The organism is Bacteroides sp. QWL-09 (assembly GCF_058683585.1).
In genome coordinates this window covers 77,731-97,041 of sequence record NZ_CM178748.1, presented here as the reverse complement: position 1 = coordinate 97,041, position 19,311 = coordinate 77,731, and the positions used below count along the sequence as shown (strand labels likewise).

At 44.8% G+C, this 19,311-nt stretch carries 20 protein-coding genes and 1 pseudogene; 6 read left to right on the top strand and 15 right to left on the bottom strand.

Annotation, left to right across the window (positions count from 1 at the left end; translation table 11 throughout):
* The first annotated feature begins 185 nt into the window (after window positions 1-185).
* The gene (locus tag AC4PG5_RS00410) at window positions 186-461 is read left to right on the top strand and encodes an HU family DNA-binding protein (RefSeq protein WP_492029533.1); all 276 of its coding nucleotides are present in this window, start codon (window positions 186-188) and stop codon (window positions 459-461) included.
* 282 nt (window positions 462-743) lie between these two features.
* Window positions 744-2,318: an Rne/Rng family ribonuclease gene (locus AC4PG5_RS00405; RefSeq protein ID WP_492029532.1), complete on the top strand. Its 1,575-nt coding sequence runs from the start codon at window positions 744-746 to the stop codon at window positions 2,316-2,318.
* A gap of 42 nt (window positions 2,319-2,360) precedes the next feature.
* On the opposite strand, the gene AC4PG5_RS00400 is transcribed toward AC4PG5_RS00405, so the two are convergent.
* The 8 genes from AC4PG5_RS00400 to AC4PG5_RS00365 all read right to left on the bottom strand — a co-directional run bounded on the left by AC4PG5_RS00400 (window position 2,361) and on the right by AC4PG5_RS00365 (window position 11,627).
* Window positions 2,361-3,386: a lysylphosphatidylglycerol synthase transmembrane domain-containing protein gene (locus AC4PG5_RS00400; RefSeq protein ID WP_492029531.1), complete on the bottom strand. Its 1,026-nt coding sequence runs from the start codon at window positions 3,384-3,386 to the stop codon at window positions 2,361-2,363.
* Between the two features lie 68 nt (window positions 3,387-3,454).
* A complete protein-coding gene (locus AC4PG5_RS00395) occupies window positions 3,455-4,393 on the bottom strand; it encodes a phosphoinositol dihydroceramide synthase (RefSeq protein ID WP_492029530.1) in 939 nt (312 codons plus the stop codon).
* 27 nt (window positions 4,394-4,420) lie between these two features.
* Window positions 4,421-5,077: a CDP-alcohol phosphatidyltransferase family protein gene (locus AC4PG5_RS00390; protein WP_492029529.1), complete on the bottom strand. Its 657-nt coding sequence runs from the start codon at window positions 5,075-5,077 to the stop codon at window positions 4,421-4,423.
* An 11-nt stretch (window positions 5,078-5,088) separates the two neighbouring features.
* On the bottom strand, window positions 5,089-5,586 hold the full coding sequence (locus tag AC4PG5_RS00385; protein ID WP_492029528.1) for a GtrA family protein: 498 nt from the start codon (window positions 5,584-5,586) through the stop codon (window positions 5,089-5,091).
* Window positions 5,571-6,050: a phosphatidylglycerophosphatase A family protein gene (locus tag AC4PG5_RS00380; protein ID WP_492030650.1), complete on the bottom strand. Its 480-nt coding sequence runs from the start codon at window positions 6,048-6,050 to the stop codon at window positions 5,571-5,573. Before AC4PG5_RS00380 ends, AC4PG5_RS00385 begins: the two co-directional genes overlap by 16 nt.
* A 105-nt stretch (window positions 6,051-6,155) precedes the next feature.
* The gene (locus tag AC4PG5_RS00375) at window positions 6,156-7,445 is read right to left on the bottom strand and encodes an inositol-3-phosphate synthase (protein WP_492029527.1); all 1,290 of its coding nucleotides are present in this window, start codon (window positions 7,443-7,445) and stop codon (window positions 6,156-6,158) included.
* Window positions 7,446-7,871: 426 nt separating this feature from the next.
* Window positions 7,872-10,475 (bottom strand): sensor histidine kinase, encoded by a 2,604-nt coding sequence (locus tag AC4PG5_RS00370; RefSeq protein WP_492029526.1) that lies wholly within the window; start codon window positions 10,473-10,475, stop codon window positions 7,872-7,874.
* Between the two features lie 243 nt (window positions 10,476-10,718).
* Window positions 10,719-11,627: a glucosaminidase domain-containing protein gene (locus AC4PG5_RS00365; RefSeq protein WP_492029525.1), complete on the bottom strand. Its 909-nt coding sequence runs from the start codon at window positions 11,625-11,627 to the stop codon at window positions 10,719-10,721.
* 108 nt (window positions 11,628-11,735) lie between these two features.
* Here AC4PG5_RS00365 and AC4PG5_RS00360 point away from each other — a divergent pair, with 108 nt between their 5' ends.
* From AC4PG5_RS00360 to nudC, 3 genes and pseudogenes are all read left to right on the top strand, one after another.
* Window positions 11,736-12,221, top strand: a complete 486-nt coding sequence (locus AC4PG5_RS00360; RefSeq protein WP_492029524.1) for a cytidine deaminase — start codon at window positions 11,736-11,738, stop codon at window positions 12,219-12,221.
* On the top strand, window positions 12,218-13,063 hold the full coding sequence (locus AC4PG5_RS00355) for a helix-turn-helix domain-containing protein (RefSeq protein WP_492029523.1): 846 nt from the start codon (window positions 12,218-12,220) through the stop codon (window positions 13,061-13,063). The genes AC4PG5_RS00360 and AC4PG5_RS00355 overlap by 4 nt, the downstream gene beginning before the upstream one ends.
* Before the next feature lie 153 nt (window positions 13,064-13,216).
* Window positions 13,217-13,990, top strand: a pseudogene (nudC, locus tag AC4PG5_RS00350) (NAD(+) diphosphatase); the annotation flags it as partial.
* 203 nt (window positions 13,991-14,193) lie between these two features.
* Here the strand turns inward: nudC and AC4PG5_RS00345 are convergent.
* The 4 genes from AC4PG5_RS00345 to AC4PG5_RS00330 all read right to left on the bottom strand — a co-directional run bounded on the left by AC4PG5_RS00345 (window position 14,194) and on the right by AC4PG5_RS00330 (window position 16,339).
* The gene (locus AC4PG5_RS00345) at window positions 14,194-14,907 is read right to left on the bottom strand and encodes a proline and serine-rich protein 1 family protein (RefSeq protein ID WP_492029522.1); all 714 of its coding nucleotides are present in this window, start codon (window positions 14,905-14,907) and stop codon (window positions 14,194-14,196) included.
* Window positions 14,908-15,161: 254 nt separating this feature from the next.
* Complete coding sequence (locus tag AC4PG5_RS00340) at window positions 15,162-15,605, bottom strand: N-acetylmuramoyl-L-alanine amidase (RefSeq protein WP_492030649.1); 444 nt, start codon at window positions 15,603-15,605, stop codon at window positions 15,162-15,164.
* 22 nt (window positions 15,606-15,627) lie between these two features.
* A complete protein-coding gene (locus AC4PG5_RS00335; protein ID WP_492029521.1) occupies window positions 15,628-15,720 on the bottom strand; it encodes a smalltalk protein in 93 nt (30 codons plus the stop codon).
* A 148-nt stretch (window positions 15,721-15,868) separates the two neighbouring features.
* Window positions 15,869-16,339, bottom strand: a complete 471-nt coding sequence (locus tag AC4PG5_RS00330; RefSeq protein WP_492029520.1) for an HU family DNA-binding protein — start codon at window positions 16,337-16,339, stop codon at window positions 15,869-15,871.
* 215 nt (window positions 16,340-16,554) lie between these two features.
* Here AC4PG5_RS00330 and AC4PG5_RS00325 point away from each other — a divergent pair, with 215 nt between their 5' ends.
* A complete protein-coding gene (locus AC4PG5_RS00325) occupies window positions 16,555-16,848 on the top strand; it encodes a DUF4248 domain-containing protein (RefSeq protein ID WP_492029519.1) in 294 nt (97 codons plus the stop codon).
* Window positions 16,849-17,183: 335 nt separating this feature from the next.
* Here AC4PG5_RS00325 and rbp read toward each other — a convergent pair whose 3' ends face one another.
* The 3 genes from rbp to AC4PG5_RS00310 are packed head-to-tail and all read right to left on the bottom strand — an operon-like array spanning window position 17,184 to window position 19,195.
* The gene (gene rbp, locus AC4PG5_RS00320) at window positions 17,184-17,564 is read right to left on the bottom strand and encodes an RNA-binding regulator (RefSeq protein WP_492029518.1); all 381 of its coding nucleotides are present in this window, start codon (window positions 17,562-17,564) and stop codon (window positions 17,184-17,186) included.
* 35 nt (window positions 17,565-17,599) lie between these two features.
* On the bottom strand, window positions 17,600-18,052 hold the full coding sequence (locus AC4PG5_RS00315; protein ID WP_492030648.1) for a cold-shock protein: 453 nt from the start codon (window positions 18,050-18,052) through the stop codon (window positions 17,600-17,602).
* A 27-nt stretch (window positions 18,053-18,079) separates the two neighbouring features.
* Entirely contained in the window at window positions 18,080-19,195 is a 1,116-nt protein-coding gene (locus AC4PG5_RS00310; RefSeq protein ID WP_492029517.1) for a DEAD/DEAH box helicase, read from the bottom strand.
* Window positions 19,196-19,311 lie beyond the last annotated feature (116 nt).

The window sequence follows — 19,311 nt, the reverse complement described above, 5'->3', positions numbered from 1 at the left end:
GTTAAACAATTCCTCCCGTGATCATAGATCCGGGAAGATTTCTGCAAATGTAATGAAGATCAGCCAATAGAATGACTTTTTTAGAAAAATGTGCAGAATATATTTTTTTAGGACACCAAAAAGCTATATATTTGCAGTCCAAAAAATTAGAAAGAACATAGTAATAATATTTTTTTTAGGACAAAATGACTAAAGCAGACATTGTAAACGAGATTACAAAAAAAACAGGTATTGATAAGGTGACTGTTCTTACTACTGTTGAAGCCTTTATGGAAGCAGTGAAAGAATCACTTTCGAATGATGACAATGTATATCTTCGTGGTTTTGGTAGCTTCGTAGTGAAGAAAAGAGCTCAAAAAACAGCTCGTAACATCTCTAAAAACACAACGATCATCATTCCGGAACACAACATTCCGGCATTCAAACCTGCAAAGACGTTTACCATTGCAGTAAAGAAATAATAAACAAGAGTATTAACCCATAAAATTTTGAAGCTATGCCAAGCGGAAAGAAGAAAAAAAGACATAAAATGTCAACGCACAAGCGTAAAAAAAGACTAAGAAAGAACAGACATAAAAGCAAAAAATAAGCTTTAAAGTCTGCTCTAAGCAGAAATAAAGAACAAACTTGTGAAGCTATTGTCTTTCAAGTTTGTTCTTTGTTTAAAGACCCGATGAAATGAACAAAAGAGAGTATAGATTGTTCATTTTTATAAACATAAATAACATAGGAAAATACAAATTGTGACCAGCGAATTAGTAGTAGATGTACAACCCAAAGAAGTCTCTATAGCTTTACTCGAAGATAAAAGCTTAGTCGAACTTCAAAGCGAAGGAAGAAACCTTTCCTTTTCTGTGGGTAATATGTATTTGGGACGCATCAAGAAACTGATGCCCGGACTAAATGCATGCTTTGTGGATGTCGGCTATGAGAAAGACGCTTTCCTTCATTATTTAGATTTAGGGCCTCAATTCAACTCTCTAGAAAAGTATGTAAAGCAAACCTTAAGCAACAAAAAGAAGCTTAACCCCATCAGCAAGGCAACCATCCTCCCGGATATCGAAAAAGACGGAAGTATCTCGAATATTCTGAAAGTCGGTCAGGAAGTGGTTGTACAGATCGTTAAAGAGCCCATCTCAACCAAAGGACCACGATTGACTTCAGAAATCTCTTTCGCCGGTCGATATTTGGTTCTTATTCCTTTTAACGATAAAGTTTCTGTTTCTCAAAAAATTAAATCGAGCGAAGAGCGCGCAAGGCTTAAGCAGTTACTGATGAGCATCAAGCCCAAAAACGTGGGCGTCATCGTACGGACAGTAGCCGAAGGAAAACGCGTAGCCGAACTCGACGGGGAGCTCAAAGTGTTGCTCAAGCATCTGGAAGATGCCATGGTTAAAGTACAGAAGGCGACGAAGTATCCAACGTTAATCTACGAGGAGACCAGTCGGGCTGTCGGACTTTTACGCGATCTTTTCAATCCATCGTTTGAAAACATCCACGTGAATAACGAAGAGGTCTATAACGAGATTAAAGATTACGTTACTCTGATCGCACCCGAACGCTCTAACATCGTCAAGCTGTACAAAGGGCAACTTCCTATTTACGACAATTTTGGGATTACCAAACAAATTAAATCCTCTTTTGGAAAGACTATATCCTACAAGAGTGGTGCCTACTTGATTATTGAGCATACAGAGGCGCTTCATGTCGTCGACGTGAACAGCGGTAACCGCACTAAGAATGCCAACGGACAGGAAGGTAATGCACTCGAAGTCAATCTGGGAGCTGCCGACGAGCTGGCTCGCCAATTACGATTGAGGGATATGGGAGGAATCATTGTCGTCGACTTCATCGATATGAATGAAGCCGAAAACCGTCAGAAGCTTTACGAACGGATGTGTGCCAACATGCAAAAAGACAGAGCAAGACACAACATCCTTCCACTGAGTAAGTTTGGTCTGATGCAGATCACCAGACAGCGCGTACGTCCGGCCATGGACGTCAACACGACTGAGATTTGTCCGACCTGCTTCGGTAAAGGGAAAATCAAATCGTCGATTCTCTTTACAGACACCTTAGAGAGTAAAATTGACTACCTAGTCAACAAGTTGAAGGTAACGAAGTTCTCACTTCACATCCACCCGTATATAGCAGCGTATATCAATCAGGGACTTTTCTCTCTGAAGCATAAATGGCTATTCAAGTACGGGTTTGGTATTAAAATTATTCCAAGTCAGAAGTTGGCTTTCCTTGAATATGTATTCTATGATACAGACGGCGAGGAAATCGACATGAAGGAAGAATTTGAGATTAAATAATAAAGAAGGCGGCATCTGAGTGATGACCGCCTTTTTTGTATCTTATTCACGTGTGGTGTTCTTAGGAGGATCACTCGAAACAGGTTTCTTATTACCGATCTTCATCAAAGCCAGACCGATCAAGATCCAAACAATTTCACGTACACGCGTAATCAAGGCCGTATAAACGCCATAAGCTCCGGTGAGCGAAAGACCTTCGACCGCCAAAGCAAAACCGCCCTCACGCCCACCGATCTGCATCGGCATAAAAAACAAGAGGTTGGCCAACAGCGATGAAAAGGCAACAATGAGTATACAATCCCAGAACGAGACATTGGTCGTTAGAATATTTAAGATGAGCCAGACCTCCAAGCAACTCACCACTCGCGCCAGATATTCCGAGAAGAGAGCCGTATAAAAATGACGCTTCTTCTGTCGATGGAGCAAGGCGATTTGTTGGTCGATGACTTCAATCTTATCACGATGAGCTTCAGCCAGACGAAGGGCATGCCTCTTCAAATAAGGAATCATGGTCCCCAGACGGATCACAGCCGCAGCCATCCCTTGGCGATAGCCTCGCACAAAGAGTCCGCCGAGCAAGACACAAAACAGCGTGACGAATGCCAAGACCAGCCCCATAGCCCACCCAACGGGATAAAGACAGAGGTAGAGGATTACGGCACTCATCCACAAACAGAAATGCGAAAAGATATGAGTCATGACATAAAGGACGACCGACGAGGTAGCGCGCTCCACTCCAACGTACGGAGTCAGCTCCATAATGCGATAAGGCTCTCCCCCCATCAGTCCCACCGGAGTCACATAGTTCAGTGCAAAGCCGGATACGGTGATCTTATACAAGCGCATAAAGGAAAAGTGGGTCTGTCCATCGCTGCGAATAATCACATACCAAGAACAGGTATTGAGGACATAAATCACTAACCAAAGCAGGAGAATCAAAGGCAGATAACCTCCGGCCCGCTTCAGGTTCAACCATAAATCGTAATAATCCATATCGAACGATAGAATCATTACCACCACAGCAACCACACCAAACCCTAAAAACCAATTCCGATACTTATCTTTCATCGTCCGCTCCTTCTTTATTTTTCACAGTCAGAAGTTTACTCAATCCATCGTTTGACAAGATAGCAACTTTATTCAATATAACGACGATAACGATCGAAGAACCGTTTAAATGCCGGTAAATTCATCAGTCCCTTTTCGAAGATCCAGATTCCGACTAACGCACAACCAACGCCCAGTATCACATCGATAATGTAGTGATGCGACGTGTAGACAGCCGTTGTCCAGATGCCAACCATAATCACCGCAAATAAGGTGATCACAGGCCAAGAGCACTTCCTGATCCAAGCATAGACAAGGGCTACCACCATATAAGCCGCATGAAGCGACGGCACCGCAGCAAACACATTGGCATTTCGTCCGTACATGGACTCAAAAAGAGTGAGACCGGTCAGCTGATCGAACCGCAACAACCCTGCAGGATCGCCCGGTGTATGAAGGATCGGTTCAAAGCCATAACGAAGGGCATACCAAGGTGGTGCCGCCGGATGAACATAATAGCCGACAAAGCCGATCAAGTTAACAAATAAGAAAACCATTGCAAAGCGTAGGTACAACGCTCTCGACTTCGAGAAGTAGAGCCATAAACCGAACGCAATCGGCACAGGCACCCAACACAAATAGAACAGTCCGGCAAAGAGATCGGCCACCGGATGGTGATGAGCGGCAAAATATTCACAAGGAATCATCAACGCTCCTTGATCGTAAAACCCAAACCATTTCTGTTCCAATCCATACAACTCCGCCACATCAATCGGGTTCACCTCATAGTTTGGATAAACACGCATCCAATCGTACGATACCCCAAAGATAATGAAAGGCAGCAAAGCCACAGCCAACTTACGAGTACTCCGGTTGAAGAAGAACAACCCCGTAAAGACAACAGCCATAAACAAATGCTCCGGACGAAGTCCGATGAAACTCGACGTTAAAGCCAAAAACAAACCAATAAAAGAAAAGACCGTCAACGACTCCCTACGGGACGGACGGCTTAATAAATGCGAACTCACACTCATACCTATTCCACTCCAAAATAATCACTTCATCTCTTTCAACACACGACGACAATGCTCAATACGCACAAAAGCAGTTATATTGGCAAACACAGCAATCAAGATCAAAGGAACAACCAGAATCATGATCGGATCGACCACCGTGGTCTCACTAAAAATGCCACAGAACAATGCTCCCAAACTCGTGAGTACCACCCGCTCCGGACGCTGCATGAATCCAACCTTACACTCAATGCCCAACCCTTCGGCTCTTGCACGCACATAACTCACCATCAGCGAACCGATCAGAGCAATAAATCCAACCATCGATGCCACGAAATAGCCTCTCATAAACAAGAAATAACACAAGCCAAAGAACGTCACCAACTCGCTGTAACGATCCAATACCGAGTCGTACAAAGCACCAAACGTCGAACTCATATTACCCATGCGTGCCACACGGCCATCCATCATGTCGAACAGTCCCGCGAAGAGAATGATTCCTCCGGCCCAGCCCAAAGGTTTCAGACTGCCGTCGCTGCTATACAAACCGGTATACACCAAAACACCTGCGGCCAAGACATTAAGCAAAAAGCCCACAGTCGTTATCACATTAGGAGTAATCCCAACCTTGATCATTCCCTTAATCAAGGGATTAATCACCTTATAAATCACTTGTTGTAACCAATCTCTATAATTCATATTCCTTCCATTTATTTTCGTTCAAAAAAGCCCTCCAAAGCGGTTTTTCTATACACAAACCAGCGTTGCATATTATAGTTCCAACAAATCGCAACGATGATCGCGACCACGACTTTAGAGAGAATAAAATAATCACCGAAATAAAGGCTCAAAGAGTGCTTCACCCACGGGATACGCCCCAGCTGTTCGGTAAGCAGATACGTCCCCCAAGTGTTGAACCCGATGCTACACAGCCAAACCATCACAAACTTTATCGCCACATTGATTTTCTTACAATCGGTTGCTTTGAACGTCCAGCGATAGTTGACTACCCCATTGACGATTCCTCCGTAGACCGCTCCGATAAAGGTGGCATAAACATAATAGATATCAAAAAAGGAGACCAACAAGATCGTCACCAGAAAGTCGACCAACGTAGCGATCTGAGCCGAGAGTTGAGCTCTGATAAACATAAACACGCCTCCCTCACTCGCCATCTTTCGCGATATCTCTTTCAGCCAACCCACCATTGTATACCCATCAAGATTATAAAGCCATAAACACCGGCCAGAATATCATCCATCATCACCCCGACTCCACCTTTAAAACGTTCCATCCGCCTAATGCCTAATGGCTTAAAAATATCGAGCAGGCGAAACAAGACAAACGCTCCTAAAGCATACCAAGGCCAGGCCACCGTATCAGGCACCGCCAATAAGGCTATCCATACGCCAACCATCTCATCGACCACCACCTTTGAAGGATCTTTCCCCCAGTACTTCTCCATTCGGTTAGCCGACCATATACCGGCTACAGTAAAGACAATAATCGCCCCGATCGTCAGACCGATCACCATCCAATAAGAAAGCACATCGTGCGCAACAAGCCAAAGCAAAGTGGCCAATAAAGCCCCTGCCGTTCCGGGTGCGACAGGCGAAAAGCCCGATCCGAATCCGGTAGAAATGATCAAAGGTAACCAAGGTTTCTTCTCCACGTCAACAAACATTAAAAAAAAGATTGAGAACTCAACTCATCAGCCAATGATTATCAAATTCTCAATCTTTTTCCATTCAAAATACCAAATTATGATAAGTAATAATTATGATAAATAATCAGGTTCTTTCTCTCCAACCATGTTACGCAACGTCTGTTTCACGATGCGCCATTGAGTGAACAAGTCATGTTCCGGTTGATGCTCAAAGTCGTGCATCGGACTCTTACAGAAGAACGACAACCAAGTCTGAATGCCACACATACCGGCACGAGAAGCCAAGTCAGAGAACAAGACCAAATCGAGTGCGATCGGTGCTGCCAAGATAGAGTCGCGGCATAAGAAGTTCACCTTAATTTCCATTGGATAGCCCATCCAACCAAAGATATCGATATTATCCCAAGCTTCCTTATTATCCTTACGTGGCGGATAATAGTTGATACGTACCTTATGATACACATCCCCATACAAGTCAGGATACTTTTCAGGTTCAAGAATCGTGTCGATTACCGAAAGCTTGCTCACCTCTTTTGTTTTGAAGTTGTCCGGATCATCGAGCACCTCACCGTCACGGTTACCTAGGATATTTGTTGAGAACCAACCATTCAATCCTAACATACGTGTCTTAAACATCGGTGCAAGTACTGTTTTCATCAAAGTCTGTCCACTCTTAAAGTCTTTTCCCGAGATAGGCACATTCATTTTCTTTGAGAACTCCCACATTGCAGGTGTATCGACACATAAGTTCGGTGCCCCCATCACGAACGGAGCGCCTTCAGCGATTGCTGCATAAGCATAACACATACTTGGCGAGATCACCTTTCTGTTGTCCTCTTTCATTGCTTTTTCCAAAGCAGCAAGCGACATATGCTCATCCGACAATGGAATATAGATCTCCGTACTGGCTGCCCAGAGCACCACCACGCGTTCGCAATGATTATCCGCTTTAAACCGACGGATATCCTGACGAAGTTGTTCCACCATATCCCAACGATCGGTTACCTTCTTTACATGAGTACCATTCAGGCGTTTAGCCCATTCATGGTCGAAAGCAGCAGGCATCGGTTTAATCGTCTCCAACTCTTCTTTCACTCCTCGTAGATCTTTCTCTTTCAATACTTCCGCATATAGAGCAGCCTCATAAGCATTATCCGGGAAAATATCCCATCCGCCAAAGACAATGTCGTTCAAATCGGTTAAAGGAACAATCTCTTTCACCAATTTCTCTTCATTGTTTTGCATCCGCATCGAGGCCAATTGAGTAATAGAACCGATGGGTTTTGACAGTCCTTTACGAGAAGCTAATGTACCTGTAATCATAGTTGTGGAAACGGCACCTCCCACTCCAACTACCAAGACTCCTAAGCGTCCGGTAGCCGGTTTAATTTCTTTCTCCATATCTATTCTATATTAAGATTAAATCAAAATTAATGCAAAAATAAAATTATTTAATTATTAATACATGTTTTAGTAAATTCCTGATCAACAATTAGCAGGATTTAACTTAAAAAATACATATATAACACAGAGCAAACAGCCATCAATTCGGTCATTCATCTTTTTTTGTAAAGAACTATTCCAGCGCAACCAAACAAATTCAAAAACAAATAGTTATTTTCCAAAAATCACAAAAGACTCAGTTTAAAATCTTTTCAACGAAAGACCTAAAAGCCACTTAATTCTCAATACATTAAAATAATATAATATATAGAATTATTCACACTACCTTTCTTCCGGTTATGCGATAACAAATTACAACAAAACAAACATAACAACCTTGCCGACGTTCCAAAACTCCATCAGAACTGACTCAAGATTATTTATCTATCGATAATTTTCAGGGATACGAACCTCAAAACGAGTCCCTTGACCCGGTTCGGAAGTCACAGAAATCTTTCCGCACAACCGTTCCACGATCGTATAACAAATGCTCAGTCCAAGTCCCGCTCCCTGCGTGAAATTATCCACCTTATAGAACCGTTCGAAGATGTGTCGGATGTTATTCGCATCGATCCCCACTCCCGAATCCTCAACAAACAGACAGACATAGCCCGGAGTCTCATCAGGTTCATAACCAAAGAGCACATGCCCCTCCGTCGTAAACTTCGCCGCATTATTAATCAAGTTATTGATCACCTGTTGCAGACGTACGCTGTCACTGATGACATACCGTTTATCTCCCTCAGGAACGCTCAAGCGCAATTCCACCCCCGGCTTCATATTAAACCGTTGCGAATCGTATATATTCTTTAGCAACAGCGGCAAGTTGTGCGGCTTAAACAAGAAATCCATCGTGCCCGACTCAATGCGCGACAAGTCGAGAATATCGTTAATCAACGCCAAGAGCAGTGAACAGTTCTTATTAATCGTCAGGATGAATTGCTCCACCTCCTCTTCCGAGAAATCGGCCTTGTTCGTCAACAAGTCGGAGAATCCCACGATTGCATTTAATGGCGTACGGATCTCGTGACTCATATTAGCCAAAAAAGCCGTTTTCAGTTTATCAGCCTGCAACGCCTTATCACGTGCAATTCGCAACTCAATCTCCGTAGTCTTGTAACGGTTCACGTTCTGACAAACCCCCAGCGCACTATAAGGCAAGCTATCCGACAACCCCTTCAATACCGAGAAGCGGAACTCCCACCATTCATATTCCTTATAGACATTCAGCAGACGAATATTGATCCGTTTAGATCCCTCCTTCTGCTGCAGAACCTCCTCAAAACACGCATAAACTTCCGGCAAGTCATCGGCATAGACCAATGCCCGAATATCCTCTTTCATGATATGTCCCCCATCCTCCGGACGTCCGAAGTAAGACAAGAACGCTTGAGGGAAGATAAACTGATTCTTCGAAAAGTCGTATTGCCAAGGATAAATGGCATTCTGTGCCACAGCCATATCGAAAAACTGCTTCTGGATCTCCTCATTCGAAATGTTTCTGACCGAGAGAGCCAATCCAATGACATGCTCCTTAGCCAAGATCGGAACCACCTCACCCGATACGGGAAAATACGTTTCACTATGCAGATCCTTCAAGAACGCCTGTTCAGGGATAGAAACCCCCTTTCCGGTACGCATCACCTCATTAAGCAGGTCATACAACACATCCTTTCCCTCAGACACAATCTCGAACAGCGGTTCGTTGATCTGGTCGTTACGTCCCGGAGTCTTCTCCACCAACTGAAGCATCTCCTTCAACGCATGATTAACAAACGAAATATTCAAGTTCAAGTCGAACGTCATAATTCCGTCGCGTATAGAATGGAACACATTATAATACTCATGTCGCTGTTCCACCAATTTATTCTGTACCAACAGACGAGTCTGCGCATGAATGCGCCTTCTATACTCCTTCTGTCGCGCCCGAACCAACCAAACGATTGCCGCGATAAACACAAACAGCACAACAGACACCAATAAAATCAGAACCCAGTAATATTGTCCCAGATAAGGTTGATTCAAAACATCCGCATTCTTCCCGATCCGGTTCACATCGACATGGAAATAATCGAGCTGCTTATAGTCGTAGTAAAACTTCCGGCTATCCACCTCATACGACAAGTCGTTGAGCGGATGTCCACTCAAAATCAATCCCGCCTTTTCACCGGCCAACCGCCCCACGGCAGTCGGGTCCGCATCGTACACACACAGCACCCCATTTTTCAGCACCCGATGTTGCGGAGAGAAGAACGGCGCCTTAGAATTCTTGCCCAAGATCGAGATAAAGAACGACCAGTCGGGCACCACCACCACTCGATTACCCGAGTTTCGAGGATTACAAATCTGAGAAACGAGATATTCGGTTGAGTCCTTCTCAATATTATAAATGCGAAGCGAACGATCGGAGAATTCCTTCTGATACGCCTCCCAATGATAAAGAAAATCTCTCATTCCTTCCCCTTCCTGAAAGCTATTATTGATCAAGCAGATCGTCTCTGTACGGTTAGGGAAAAGGAAATGTGCCTTCTTTAAGATCTCCAGATAATCGGGATGAGACGTAATCCCATGCACCTTAGGAAACTTCCGGATCAACGTCCAGTCGGGATGCTTCACATTAAAAAAGATCACCGGAATCTTCTTGATCCACTCGTCCCCACTCATCAGTAGCGCATACAACGCCTCCTCCCCGGAGACCAAGATCAAGTCCGTCTGTCGTTCCTCCGCCCGCTGACAATAACGCTTCACGATCACTTTCTCGGCGGCAACCGACCAGAAATCGGCATCCAAATACTCTTTCGTCAGTCGAATATTCGATCCCTCATGCTGCAAGCCAGACAACAATCCATCGAGCAATTGCTCGTCCCACTCCTTATTAGGCGTATAAGAATTGATGAGTAAGACTTCCTGTTTATCCCCGGCAAATACCCGGGTCGAGCACAAAAGTAAGATAAACCAAAAGAAAAGGCGATTATGTTGTTGCGTCATAGCGATCCGATTAATCTCATTGAGTAAAGAAATAAAAACTATATTCGCAAATATACGTTAAAAAAGGAAAAAGAAACACTCCTTTTGCAAAAATAAATCACATTTTTTCAATCCAACTCCTTTTACCGCCCTCCAATCGCTTCCTTAATCTAATTCAGCCTAGATCAAAACCATCCAGCCCACAAAAAAAGGTGAGCCTTTTTTCAAAAGCCCACCCTCATGACCGATTAAAGTCAATATCGTTTATCTCAATCGCAATCTATCGCCAACTTCCGGTACATATTCCCCGTCCTTGCGATTCATTTTATAGAGATATTTCAACTTAATACCGAACATCTGCGAGATCGTATGCATCGAATCGCCGTCCTTCACCACATACACCGTGTACGGATCCATCGCCTTCTTCCGTTTCGACTTCAGATAGATAATATCACCGTCGGTCAGCGTATAATCCTTATGCAGATCGTTATACTTCACCAGTTTCTTCCAACTGATATCGAACTCTTCGCCCAACGAACGGAACGAGTCGCCTCGGCGAGCCACCACATAAGCGATATCATTAGCGATAAACACCTCATGAGCATTCATCGGCACACGCTCTACGGTCACCTTCTCGGTCTTCTTAGCTCCCCCCTTACGGTCGTATTTATACAGTTCATAATCCTCAATGATCGTAATCAGTCGGTTGGCATACGACGGATCAGTAGCATACCCCGCCTTCTTCAGTCCCCGAGCCCAACCTTTATAATCGGTGATGTCGAGTTGAAACAAAAAAGCATACCGCGCTCCGCGACGTAAGAAATCGGAATGATCCTCATACGACTCCCGTGCATGCCGATACGCCCTGAAACACTCATTACGGGCATCATCATCGTGGCGTACCGACGGACCGTTCCATCGTCCGCCACATTTAATACCGAAATGGTTATTACTCTTTCGTGCCAACTCACTATACCCTGCTCCACTCTCGAGCAAGCCCTGTGCCAGCGTGATGCTTGCCGGTATCCGATGCAGACGCATCTGTTCGATAGCCAAGTCGTTGAATCTCTCAATATACTCCAAGTAGCGTGCATTCCGCCGTTGTGCCTGTAAGCCCGAAGTCAGCCCAATCACCAAAAAGAATAAGATCAGCCGATATCTATAATTCCTCATACTATTACCATAAATAAATGAAATACAAAAATCATAAAAATAATTGGGATTACCAATCTCTTTTCTAACTTTGTAACATTATTTGTAAAAACCAAATACTTTTCGGATATGAAAGATCTGACCATTACAACTACTATTCATGTCTACCGGTTCGAAGAACTCAATGAAGCCGACCAGAGGTTACTCAATTTGGCCAAAGAAGCCACGACACGAAGCTATGCGCCCTATTCTCATTTCTCGGTTGGCGCTGCCGCACTGCTCGCCAATGGTGAGGTAGTGACCGGTACCAATCAAGAGAATGCCGCCTATCCTTCGGGGTTATGCGCCGAGCGTACCACCCTCTTCTACGCCAACTCACAATATCCCGACCAAGCGGTCACCACTTTGGCCATTGCCGCTCGTACCGAGACCGATTTCATCGACAGCCCTATTCCGCCTTGCGGATCGTGTCGGCAAGTCATCCTCGAGACCGAGAAGCGTTACCAACAGCCCATCCGCATTCTGCTGTACGGGAAGTCGTGCGTCTACGAAGTCGGAAGCATTTGTGACCTGTTACCTCTAACTTTCGAATCCTCATCCATGCAAGACCAATGATCAAAGAATATCAAACCAAGCTCAAAGGGATCGTTGCGATGACCGATTCCTACCATGAAGCCGTCGACCTACAAAAGCAGAAGCGGCTTTATAAATTCATCTGGGTCAGAGCAGGTACCATTACCGTAGAGATCGACCATCAGCCCATCACGCTGAGGAAGAACCAAGTCATCTCGCTCTCACATCTGCAACACCTCGACATCACCAACATAGAGGGAGAATACCTCACCATCCTGTTCAACAGTAACTTCTACTGCATCTATGGCAACGACCAAGAAGTCTCCTGTAGTGGTTTTCTATTCAACAGTACCACCCATGTCCTCTCGCTCGATCTCAGCGACGACGAAAGCGAGAAACTCGGTCACCTGCTCAACTGCCTCGGTGAAGAGTTCAACATTGTCGATCGCCATCAAGACGAGATGCTCCGTATTCACCTTAAGAGCTTCATCATCCAGTGCACCCGTATTGCCCGCAAAACCTTCGACATCACACAAGAGAAAGAGCGAAGTTTCGAAGTGGTTCGCAAATACTTCAACCTGGTCGACGAACATTTCCGTGAAAAGAAACAAGTGCAGAACTATGCCGACATGCTCCACAAGTCGCCCAAGACGCTCACCAACATCTTCTCGATGTGTAAGCAGCCGGCACCGTTGCGCATCATTCACGAACGGTTGGAAGCCGAAGCCAAACGCCTCTTACTTTATAGCAATAAGAGCATCAAGCAGATTAGCGACGAGCTCGGCTTTGATGACCCCGCCTCTTTCAGTCGCTTCTTTAAGAAGATCACCGGAAAGAACGCCTCGGAGTTCCGCCAAGAAGAACTTCAAGCCAATGAAGCGTAACTCCGCGACCGTTGCCCCCGCATAAAGAGCAACGTCAAGCAATAGCGAAGAGTTTCGATAAAAAGAACTTAAGATAACAATGACTTAAGGCACCACTGTCTAAGGCAAATGGCCTAAGACGAAAGCCTTAAGACCTAAAACGAAAATATGATTATGAACGAAAATAAACCCTCATTTTGGTTCCTTTTTCATAACGACCGACTGCTGCTTCATCGTGACAAGCCGCAGAACCCGCTGCCTTTCGGCATAGAGCCCCCGCTGAAAAACGGAACACACCCCATACAAGAAATCGGACTGATCGGTGACATCCCTTGTCGCACCTTCGAGTTAAGCACCCCCGTCGACGAGAGCAATGGCTTTCAGATGAAAGGTCTGCGCGAAGCCTACGACGATCTTCAACCCGAAGAGTACAGCCTAGCCGGCAAAGCCCTCGAGATGCTCCATTGGGACAAGACCAGTCGCTTCTGTCCCGCCTGCGGCACCCCGATGACACACGAGAAACCCATCATGAAAGTCTGTCCCTCATGCGGACACACCATGTTTCCCGCCGTATCACCGGCCACCATTGTCCTGATCCGCAAAGAAGACTCCGTCTTGTTGGTCCATGCCCATAACTTCAGTCGCCCGTTCAACAGCCTCGTTGCCGGCTTCGTCGAAACCGGAGAGAACCTCGAAGAGTGCGTTCGCCGCGAAGTGAAAGAAGAGACCGGCATCGAAATCACCAACATCCGCTATTTCGGTAGTCAGCCATGGCCCTTTCCCAACACCTTAATGATCGGGTTCATTGCCGACTATGTAAGTGGAGAGATCGAGCTACAAGCCGAAGAACTCAGTTCGGGAGCCTTCTATCCACGCCATGCCCTTCCTGAGATTCCACGTAAGCTCAGCTTGGCACGTCAGATGATCGACTGGTGGATTGCCGACCAAGAAAAGAAAGAAAAAGAAAAAGAACTTAACGGGCTCAACTGCTTCTATGCCCGTCCGAAACAAGAAGTCAACGGACGATAAACTCACCGTTGCTTCATTGATCATTCCCCCTTCCAGTGAGATGCAGAAAAGGCGGTATCCCTCGTTCAGAGAAATCCGCCTTTCTGCATCATTTTTATAAATAAAACTCAATAATTTAACTTCTATCGTTTTTTATCGAAGTTGCGCATAAATTGACTGATCTCATTCTTGCTTGACGAAAAAGTTAGTGCATCCATCACCAAGAACATATTCTCGCGATCCACGATTCTGGGATACATCAGCTTAAACACCTTTATCTTATCGTTGTCGAACGAATAGATCGACATCAACCGCTTACACTGGTCGCATGTAAAATACGCCCCACCAATCGCAGCCGTCTGAATAAGATTCAGCTTATCGGAGTCGAACGGCTCATTACGTACCTTAGTATAAAGCGTCTCGAACGTATTTGCACTCATCGGTCGCACACGATGATAACTCCCACCGTCATGGCGATAATCCCGATCACGATCGGTATAAATCACATCACGATCATCCTCACGATCACGGTCGGTAGAGATCACGTCACGGTCGCCCACAACAATCTCCTTCACCCCGGAATTACTGATATAAATACGGTTATTATAAAGCACCGCCCCTCGTCTTGGGAAACGCGGCGAACTGTTCGGGTCGATCTCGAACACCTCAATCCGATAATATCCGGAGCGCAGATTCGCCACGAAGCAACTCAACGTCGGCGGACACATCTCCTGTCCATCGATACAAACCACGATCGGACCCTTCACACTATTCACCGAAAGCCCCTTTAAAGGTGCCGCTTGTAAGGCAACAGTCGCCACCAACATCAAGCATACGATCAAAAACTTACGCATCATCTAATCTCCTTATACTTTAAATTATCACATTTATTGACTTATCACATTTATTGACTTATCATATTTATTTCCATTCCCTTTTCATCGACAATCGAAAGGATAAGAGCCTTCCGGCCCGTCAACAGCCACCCCTTTAGGTTTCAATGTTATACGACAAAGATACAATAAAAAACAAATCACGAAAGAGTATAAACCCGATCTTTCCATAGGAAAATTCCTATCCATGATAGACATTCACCTCGCCCGTCTTCCTCTCAAAGATCTTCATACTCCTTACGAACATCGAAGCACGGGCAAGCCTTATGAATATCCCCGCTCAACTGTCGATGCCCCACGATCTCGGCCTCAGGGAACAACTCCTTCAGCTCACTCAACACCCGACGCAACGCTTCCCGTTGAGCCGGCGTGCGCGTATCCGTCGGCTGTCCGTCGACTCCCAATCCCCCCTCATAGCAGATCCCAAGGCTGTGTAAGTTAAAGCCTCGCGCATGCGCCCCAATCTCCGCCATCGGTCGCGTGTGATACACCCGTCCATCCTTCGTGATATAAAAATGATACCCGATCGTTCTAAACCCACGGGCCAAATGACATCGCAACAAGTCGTCGACCCCAAAATCCACATCTACCCGTGTTGCACTGCAATGCACCACTATCAAACGAATCCGACGGGAGATGTATTCCGCCGGATTCAGTTCCATAAACTTCATGCTTCACCTAGCATTACATGCACGAACTTGCGCCTAAAGTCGTAACAATCGCCGTAGCAACCGTAATAATCAACTGCAACAGCTGTTTCCAAACACTCTTTTTCATACTCAATTCGTTTTTAAAAGATTTAAGATTGAAGATTACTGATTTAAGATTAGAGATTAGAGATGATCGCTTAAAGATGATCACTTAGAGATGATCGCTTAGAGATTATCGCTTAGAGATTAAAGATTTCGATCCACTCCCCATTCATTTAGCCGATCGGATCGGGAGCCTCCCCACTTCCATCGTCGATTGGCTTTCCATCATTGGTTGGCTTTCCCTCCTCTTCCTCAGGATGCCTAAACGAATACTCCATCGACTTACACATCTTTTTAAGCAAACGCCCCGGCATGAAACGCACATGCGATCCCTTGATACAGGTCGCCACACTAAACTTCTTCTCATCGACCACCGGATTACTATTACAGATGGTGACATGGAAACATCCCAACTCACCCAGACGCACCGTATTCCCCTTTTCGAGCACATTCATCACCTCCAACAAGAACTCCTTGATCATTCCCTCAAGCTCCCCTTGCGAATACGATGACCGTTCGGAAACCCTACGGATCACATCACCGGTCTCGACCATTCCATTACTCACCGCAATGGCATAAAACTTCTCCGGTGCGGTTGGTTTCAACACATTCTTTCGCTTCACTAATACAAATTTCTGTGACATAACAACACTGTTTTAATTGGTTAACGATGCAAAGATAACCCCTCCGACAACGGGCATGTCCGTCATTGTCCTTCACTGTCCGTCAGCTATTTACATCATCAGAGAAAAAGAAGAAAGAGCCGTAAAAGCGGGAAGTAAACAACGACAGAATAGTTGTATAATTCACTAAAAATGAGTAATTTCAGATCAATAACCAGAAAGAAAGGCGAAAAGAAATGAAAGAAATGAAAGGCATGAAAGAGATGAAAGACATGACATTCAGAGTCCGGTGCTACGAGAAAACCACGCTAGCCAACCTCTATTTCCCACAAGTCAAACCCGAAACCGCCGTGAAGCACCTCCACCGGTGGATCTGCCGTTGCACCGCATTGATCAACGAGATGCAAGCCGACGATTACCATCCACGGTCGAAAATGTTCAGCGCACGCGAAGTACGACTGATCGTCCGCCATCTGGGTGAACCCGATCCACCTGAGGAGAGCAGTTGGACGAGCCTCTGCGATTCATAACAAAGAAAGTAAAGGAAATAAGAGAGGCGAAAGGAGACTAGAGAGGGGAAAGGAGATAAGAGAGGCGAAAGGAGATGAGAGGAAAGGGGAAAGAAAGAAAGAGAAATAAGGAACAATCTTGCTACAGAAAAGGAAGAAGACCCAAAAGCAGGGATAAACAAGCAGAGAATAAAGAGAAAGAAAGAGACCATTAAAAAGAAAAGGATCAAAGAAAGAAAAGGAAGGAAGAAGAAGAAAACGAAAAAAGTCGCTCGTGCAGTCTTAACAACCACACAGAGCGACTTCTCTGTTATACGATCGGCATAGGTTGCGAGTAAAACCCGCTAACCCTATTATTAATAACGGTCGTTGCTATAACCACCACGGTTACCACCGCCACCGTAACCACCACGGTTACCACCGCCACGGTTTCCGCTACCGTAACCGCCACGATTTCCACCGCCACGGTTAAAACCGCCACCATTTCCTCTTTCTTCTCTTGGACGAGCTACAGCTACGCTAATAGTTCTGCCTTCGAATTCTGTTTCGTTCAATTTGTCGATAGCTGCTTGACCTTCTTCGTCATTAGCCATTTCAACAAATCCGAATCCGCGTGAACGACCGGTTTCTCTATCTCTTACAATGTTAGCAGAAGATACCTCACCATACTCTGCAAATAATTCTTCTAAGCTCTCACTTGTTGTGTCGAAGCTTAAACGTGCCACATAAATGTTCATTTTTTCTTTTTTTAAAAATTAAGTATTGAAATTGGTTATTTCTTCTTTGTAATAGAGATTTCCACGGCATTCATGCCCTTTTTTCCACGTTCCAATTTAAAAGTCACCAAGTCTCTTTCTGATATTGATTGAGGAGCATTGTTAATGTGAAAGAAATACTTATCCGCACTATCCAAATCTTTAATAAATCCATATCCCTTACTCTCATTGAAGAACTCCACTCTCCCATTGAATTCAGTAATGACTTCCTCTTCCGATTTTTTAGGCGTTGAGATTAAAATATCCTCCACCTCAATTTCCTCTTTTTTTCTTGTTAAGTCCGGCGGTGTATTAGTAAGTTGACCATGTTCGTCGACATATGCAATCATATCCTCAAACGAGCGGCTACCTTCCGCCTTACGCTCTTCACGGCGTTTTAGTTTTTCTTGTTTCTTCGTCTGTTTCTTTTTCTCTAATTCTTTCTTGTTAAACGATATTGCCATTAGCAGTTCTATTTTTTTATAATTATATTAAAATCATTGCATCACTCTGATGCTCTTACCGGTCAGTTTTTGAATATCTCTGACCATTGATCGTTCGTCCTTAGCACAAAGCGTCAGGGCTACTCCCGAATGACCGGCTCTACCGGTACGTCCAATACGGTGCACATACGTCTCAGCCACGTCCGGCAAGTCGTAATTAATCACCATTTCCAAATTTGCGATATCAATGCCTCTAGCTGCGATATCGGTTGCTACAATCACCTTCGTCTTACCCGACTTGAAATTCGTCAACGCCCGTTGTCGCGCCACCTGCGTCTTATTGCCATGGATCGCTTCACATCCGATGCCCGTCTTATTCAGCATCTTTGCGATCTTATCCGCTCCATGCTTTGTGCGCGAAAAGACCAAGACCGATTTTTCGGTTTGTTCGTTCAGCAAGCTGATCAACAGTCCTCTTTTTTCTTCTTTCTCAGCCATATACAATCGTTGTTCGATCGTATCGACCACCGAAGCCACAGGAGCGACCTCCACTTTTTGCGGACGGTTTAAGATCGACTTCGACAAAGTTGCAATAGTAGTCGGCATTGTTGCCGAGAAACAAAGCGTTTGTCTGGTCTTAGGAAGCAATGGGATCAATCGTCTGATATCATGAATAAAACCCATGTCGAGCATACGGTCAGCCTCATCGAGCACAAATATACTTAATTGTGACAGATTCACATACTTTTGTGCAATTAAATCGAGTAAACGTCCGGGAGTTGCGATCAGAACATCCGTTCCGCGTCTCAATTGTTCGATTTGCGGTTTAGCGTTCACGCCGCCAAAAATCACGGTATGCCGCAAGTTTAGGTAAGTTGTATAATCTTTAAAACAGTCGTCAATTTGAATCGCCAGTTCTCTGGTAGGAGTTAAAATCAATGCACCGATAGATCGCTGAGAGCGATTAGATGCTTTTTCGGCAAGTTTTTGTATTATAGGAATAGCAAAAGCTGCTGTTTTGCCGGTTCCGGTTTGTGCTATTCCTAGTAAATCGTGTCCTTTAAGCACCACTGGAATAGCTTTTTCTTGAATAGGTGTCGGACTCTGATAATTTTTTAATGCTAAAGCCTTTAAAATAGGCTCTGAAAGAGATAATTCTTTAAATGTCATAAATTGGTTGTGGCCGTACGAAACAGCCTAAAAATAAATATTAGCCATCATTTTCTCCAAACAAGAAGCTAATTTTGAGATCTGTTTACGATGAACGTCCAACTAACACGGGGAAA

Excerpts from the sequence above, each read along its gene's own strand:
- AC4PG5_RS00410 (WP_492029533.1), top strand. The coding sequence starts at position 186 with ATGACTAAAGCAGACATTGTAAACGAGATTACAAAAAAAACAGGTATT.
- AC4PG5_RS00400 (WP_492029531.1), bottom strand. The coding sequence starts at position 3,386 with ATGAAAGATAAGTATCGGAATTGGTTTTTAGGGTTTGGTGTGGTTGCT.
- AC4PG5_RS00390 (WP_492029529.1), bottom strand. The coding sequence starts at position 5,077 with ATGAATTATAGAGATTGGTTACAACAAGTGATTTATAAGGTGATTAAT.
- AC4PG5_RS00385 (WP_492029528.1), bottom strand. The coding sequence starts at position 5,586 with ATGGTGGGTTGGCTGAAAGAGATATCGCGAAAGATGGCGAGTGAGGGA.
- AC4PG5_RS00375 (WP_492029527.1), bottom strand. The coding sequence starts at position 7,445 with ATGGAGAAAGAAATTAAACCGGCTACCGGACGCTTAGGAGTCTTGGTA.
- AC4PG5_RS00370 (WP_492029526.1), bottom strand. The coding sequence starts at position 10,475 with ATGACGCAACAACATAATCGCCTTTTCTTTTGGTTTATCTTACTTTTG.
- AC4PG5_RS00365 (WP_492029525.1), bottom strand. The coding sequence starts at position 11,627 with ATGAGGAATTATAGATATCGGCTGATCTTATTCTTTTTGGTGATTGGG.
- AC4PG5_RS00360 (WP_492029524.1), top strand. The coding sequence starts at position 11,736 with ATGAAAGATCTGACCATTACAACTACTATTCATGTCTACCGGTTCGAA.
- AC4PG5_RS00355 (WP_492029523.1), top strand. The coding sequence starts at position 12,218 with ATGATCAAAGAATATCAAACCAAGCTCAAAGGGATCGTTGCGATGACC.
- AC4PG5_RS00345 (WP_492029522.1), bottom strand. The coding sequence starts at position 14,907 with ATGATGCGTAAGTTTTTGATCGTATGCTTGATGTTGGTGGCGACTGTT.
- AC4PG5_RS00340 (WP_492030649.1), bottom strand. The coding sequence starts at position 15,605 with ATGGAACTGAATCCGGCGGAATACATCTCCCGTCGGATTCGTTTGATA.
- AC4PG5_RS00335 (WP_492029521.1), bottom strand. The coding sequence starts at position 15,720 with ATGAAAAAGAGTGTTTGGAAACAGCTGTTGCAGTTGATTATTACGGTT.
- AC4PG5_RS00330 (WP_492029520.1), bottom strand. The coding sequence starts at position 16,339 with ATGTCACAGAAATTTGTATTAGTGAAGCGAAAGAATGTGTTGAAACCA.
- AC4PG5_RS00325 (WP_492029519.1), top strand. The coding sequence starts at position 16,555 with ATGAAAGAAATGAAAGGCATGAAAGAGATGAAAGACATGACATTCAGA.
- rbp (WP_492029518.1), bottom strand. The coding sequence starts at position 17,564 with ATGAACATTTATGTGGCACGTTTAAGCTTCGACACAACAAGTGAGAGC.
- AC4PG5_RS00310 (WP_492029517.1), bottom strand. The coding sequence starts at position 19,195 with ATGACATTTAAAGAATTATCTCTTTCAGAGCCTATTTTAAAGGCTTTA.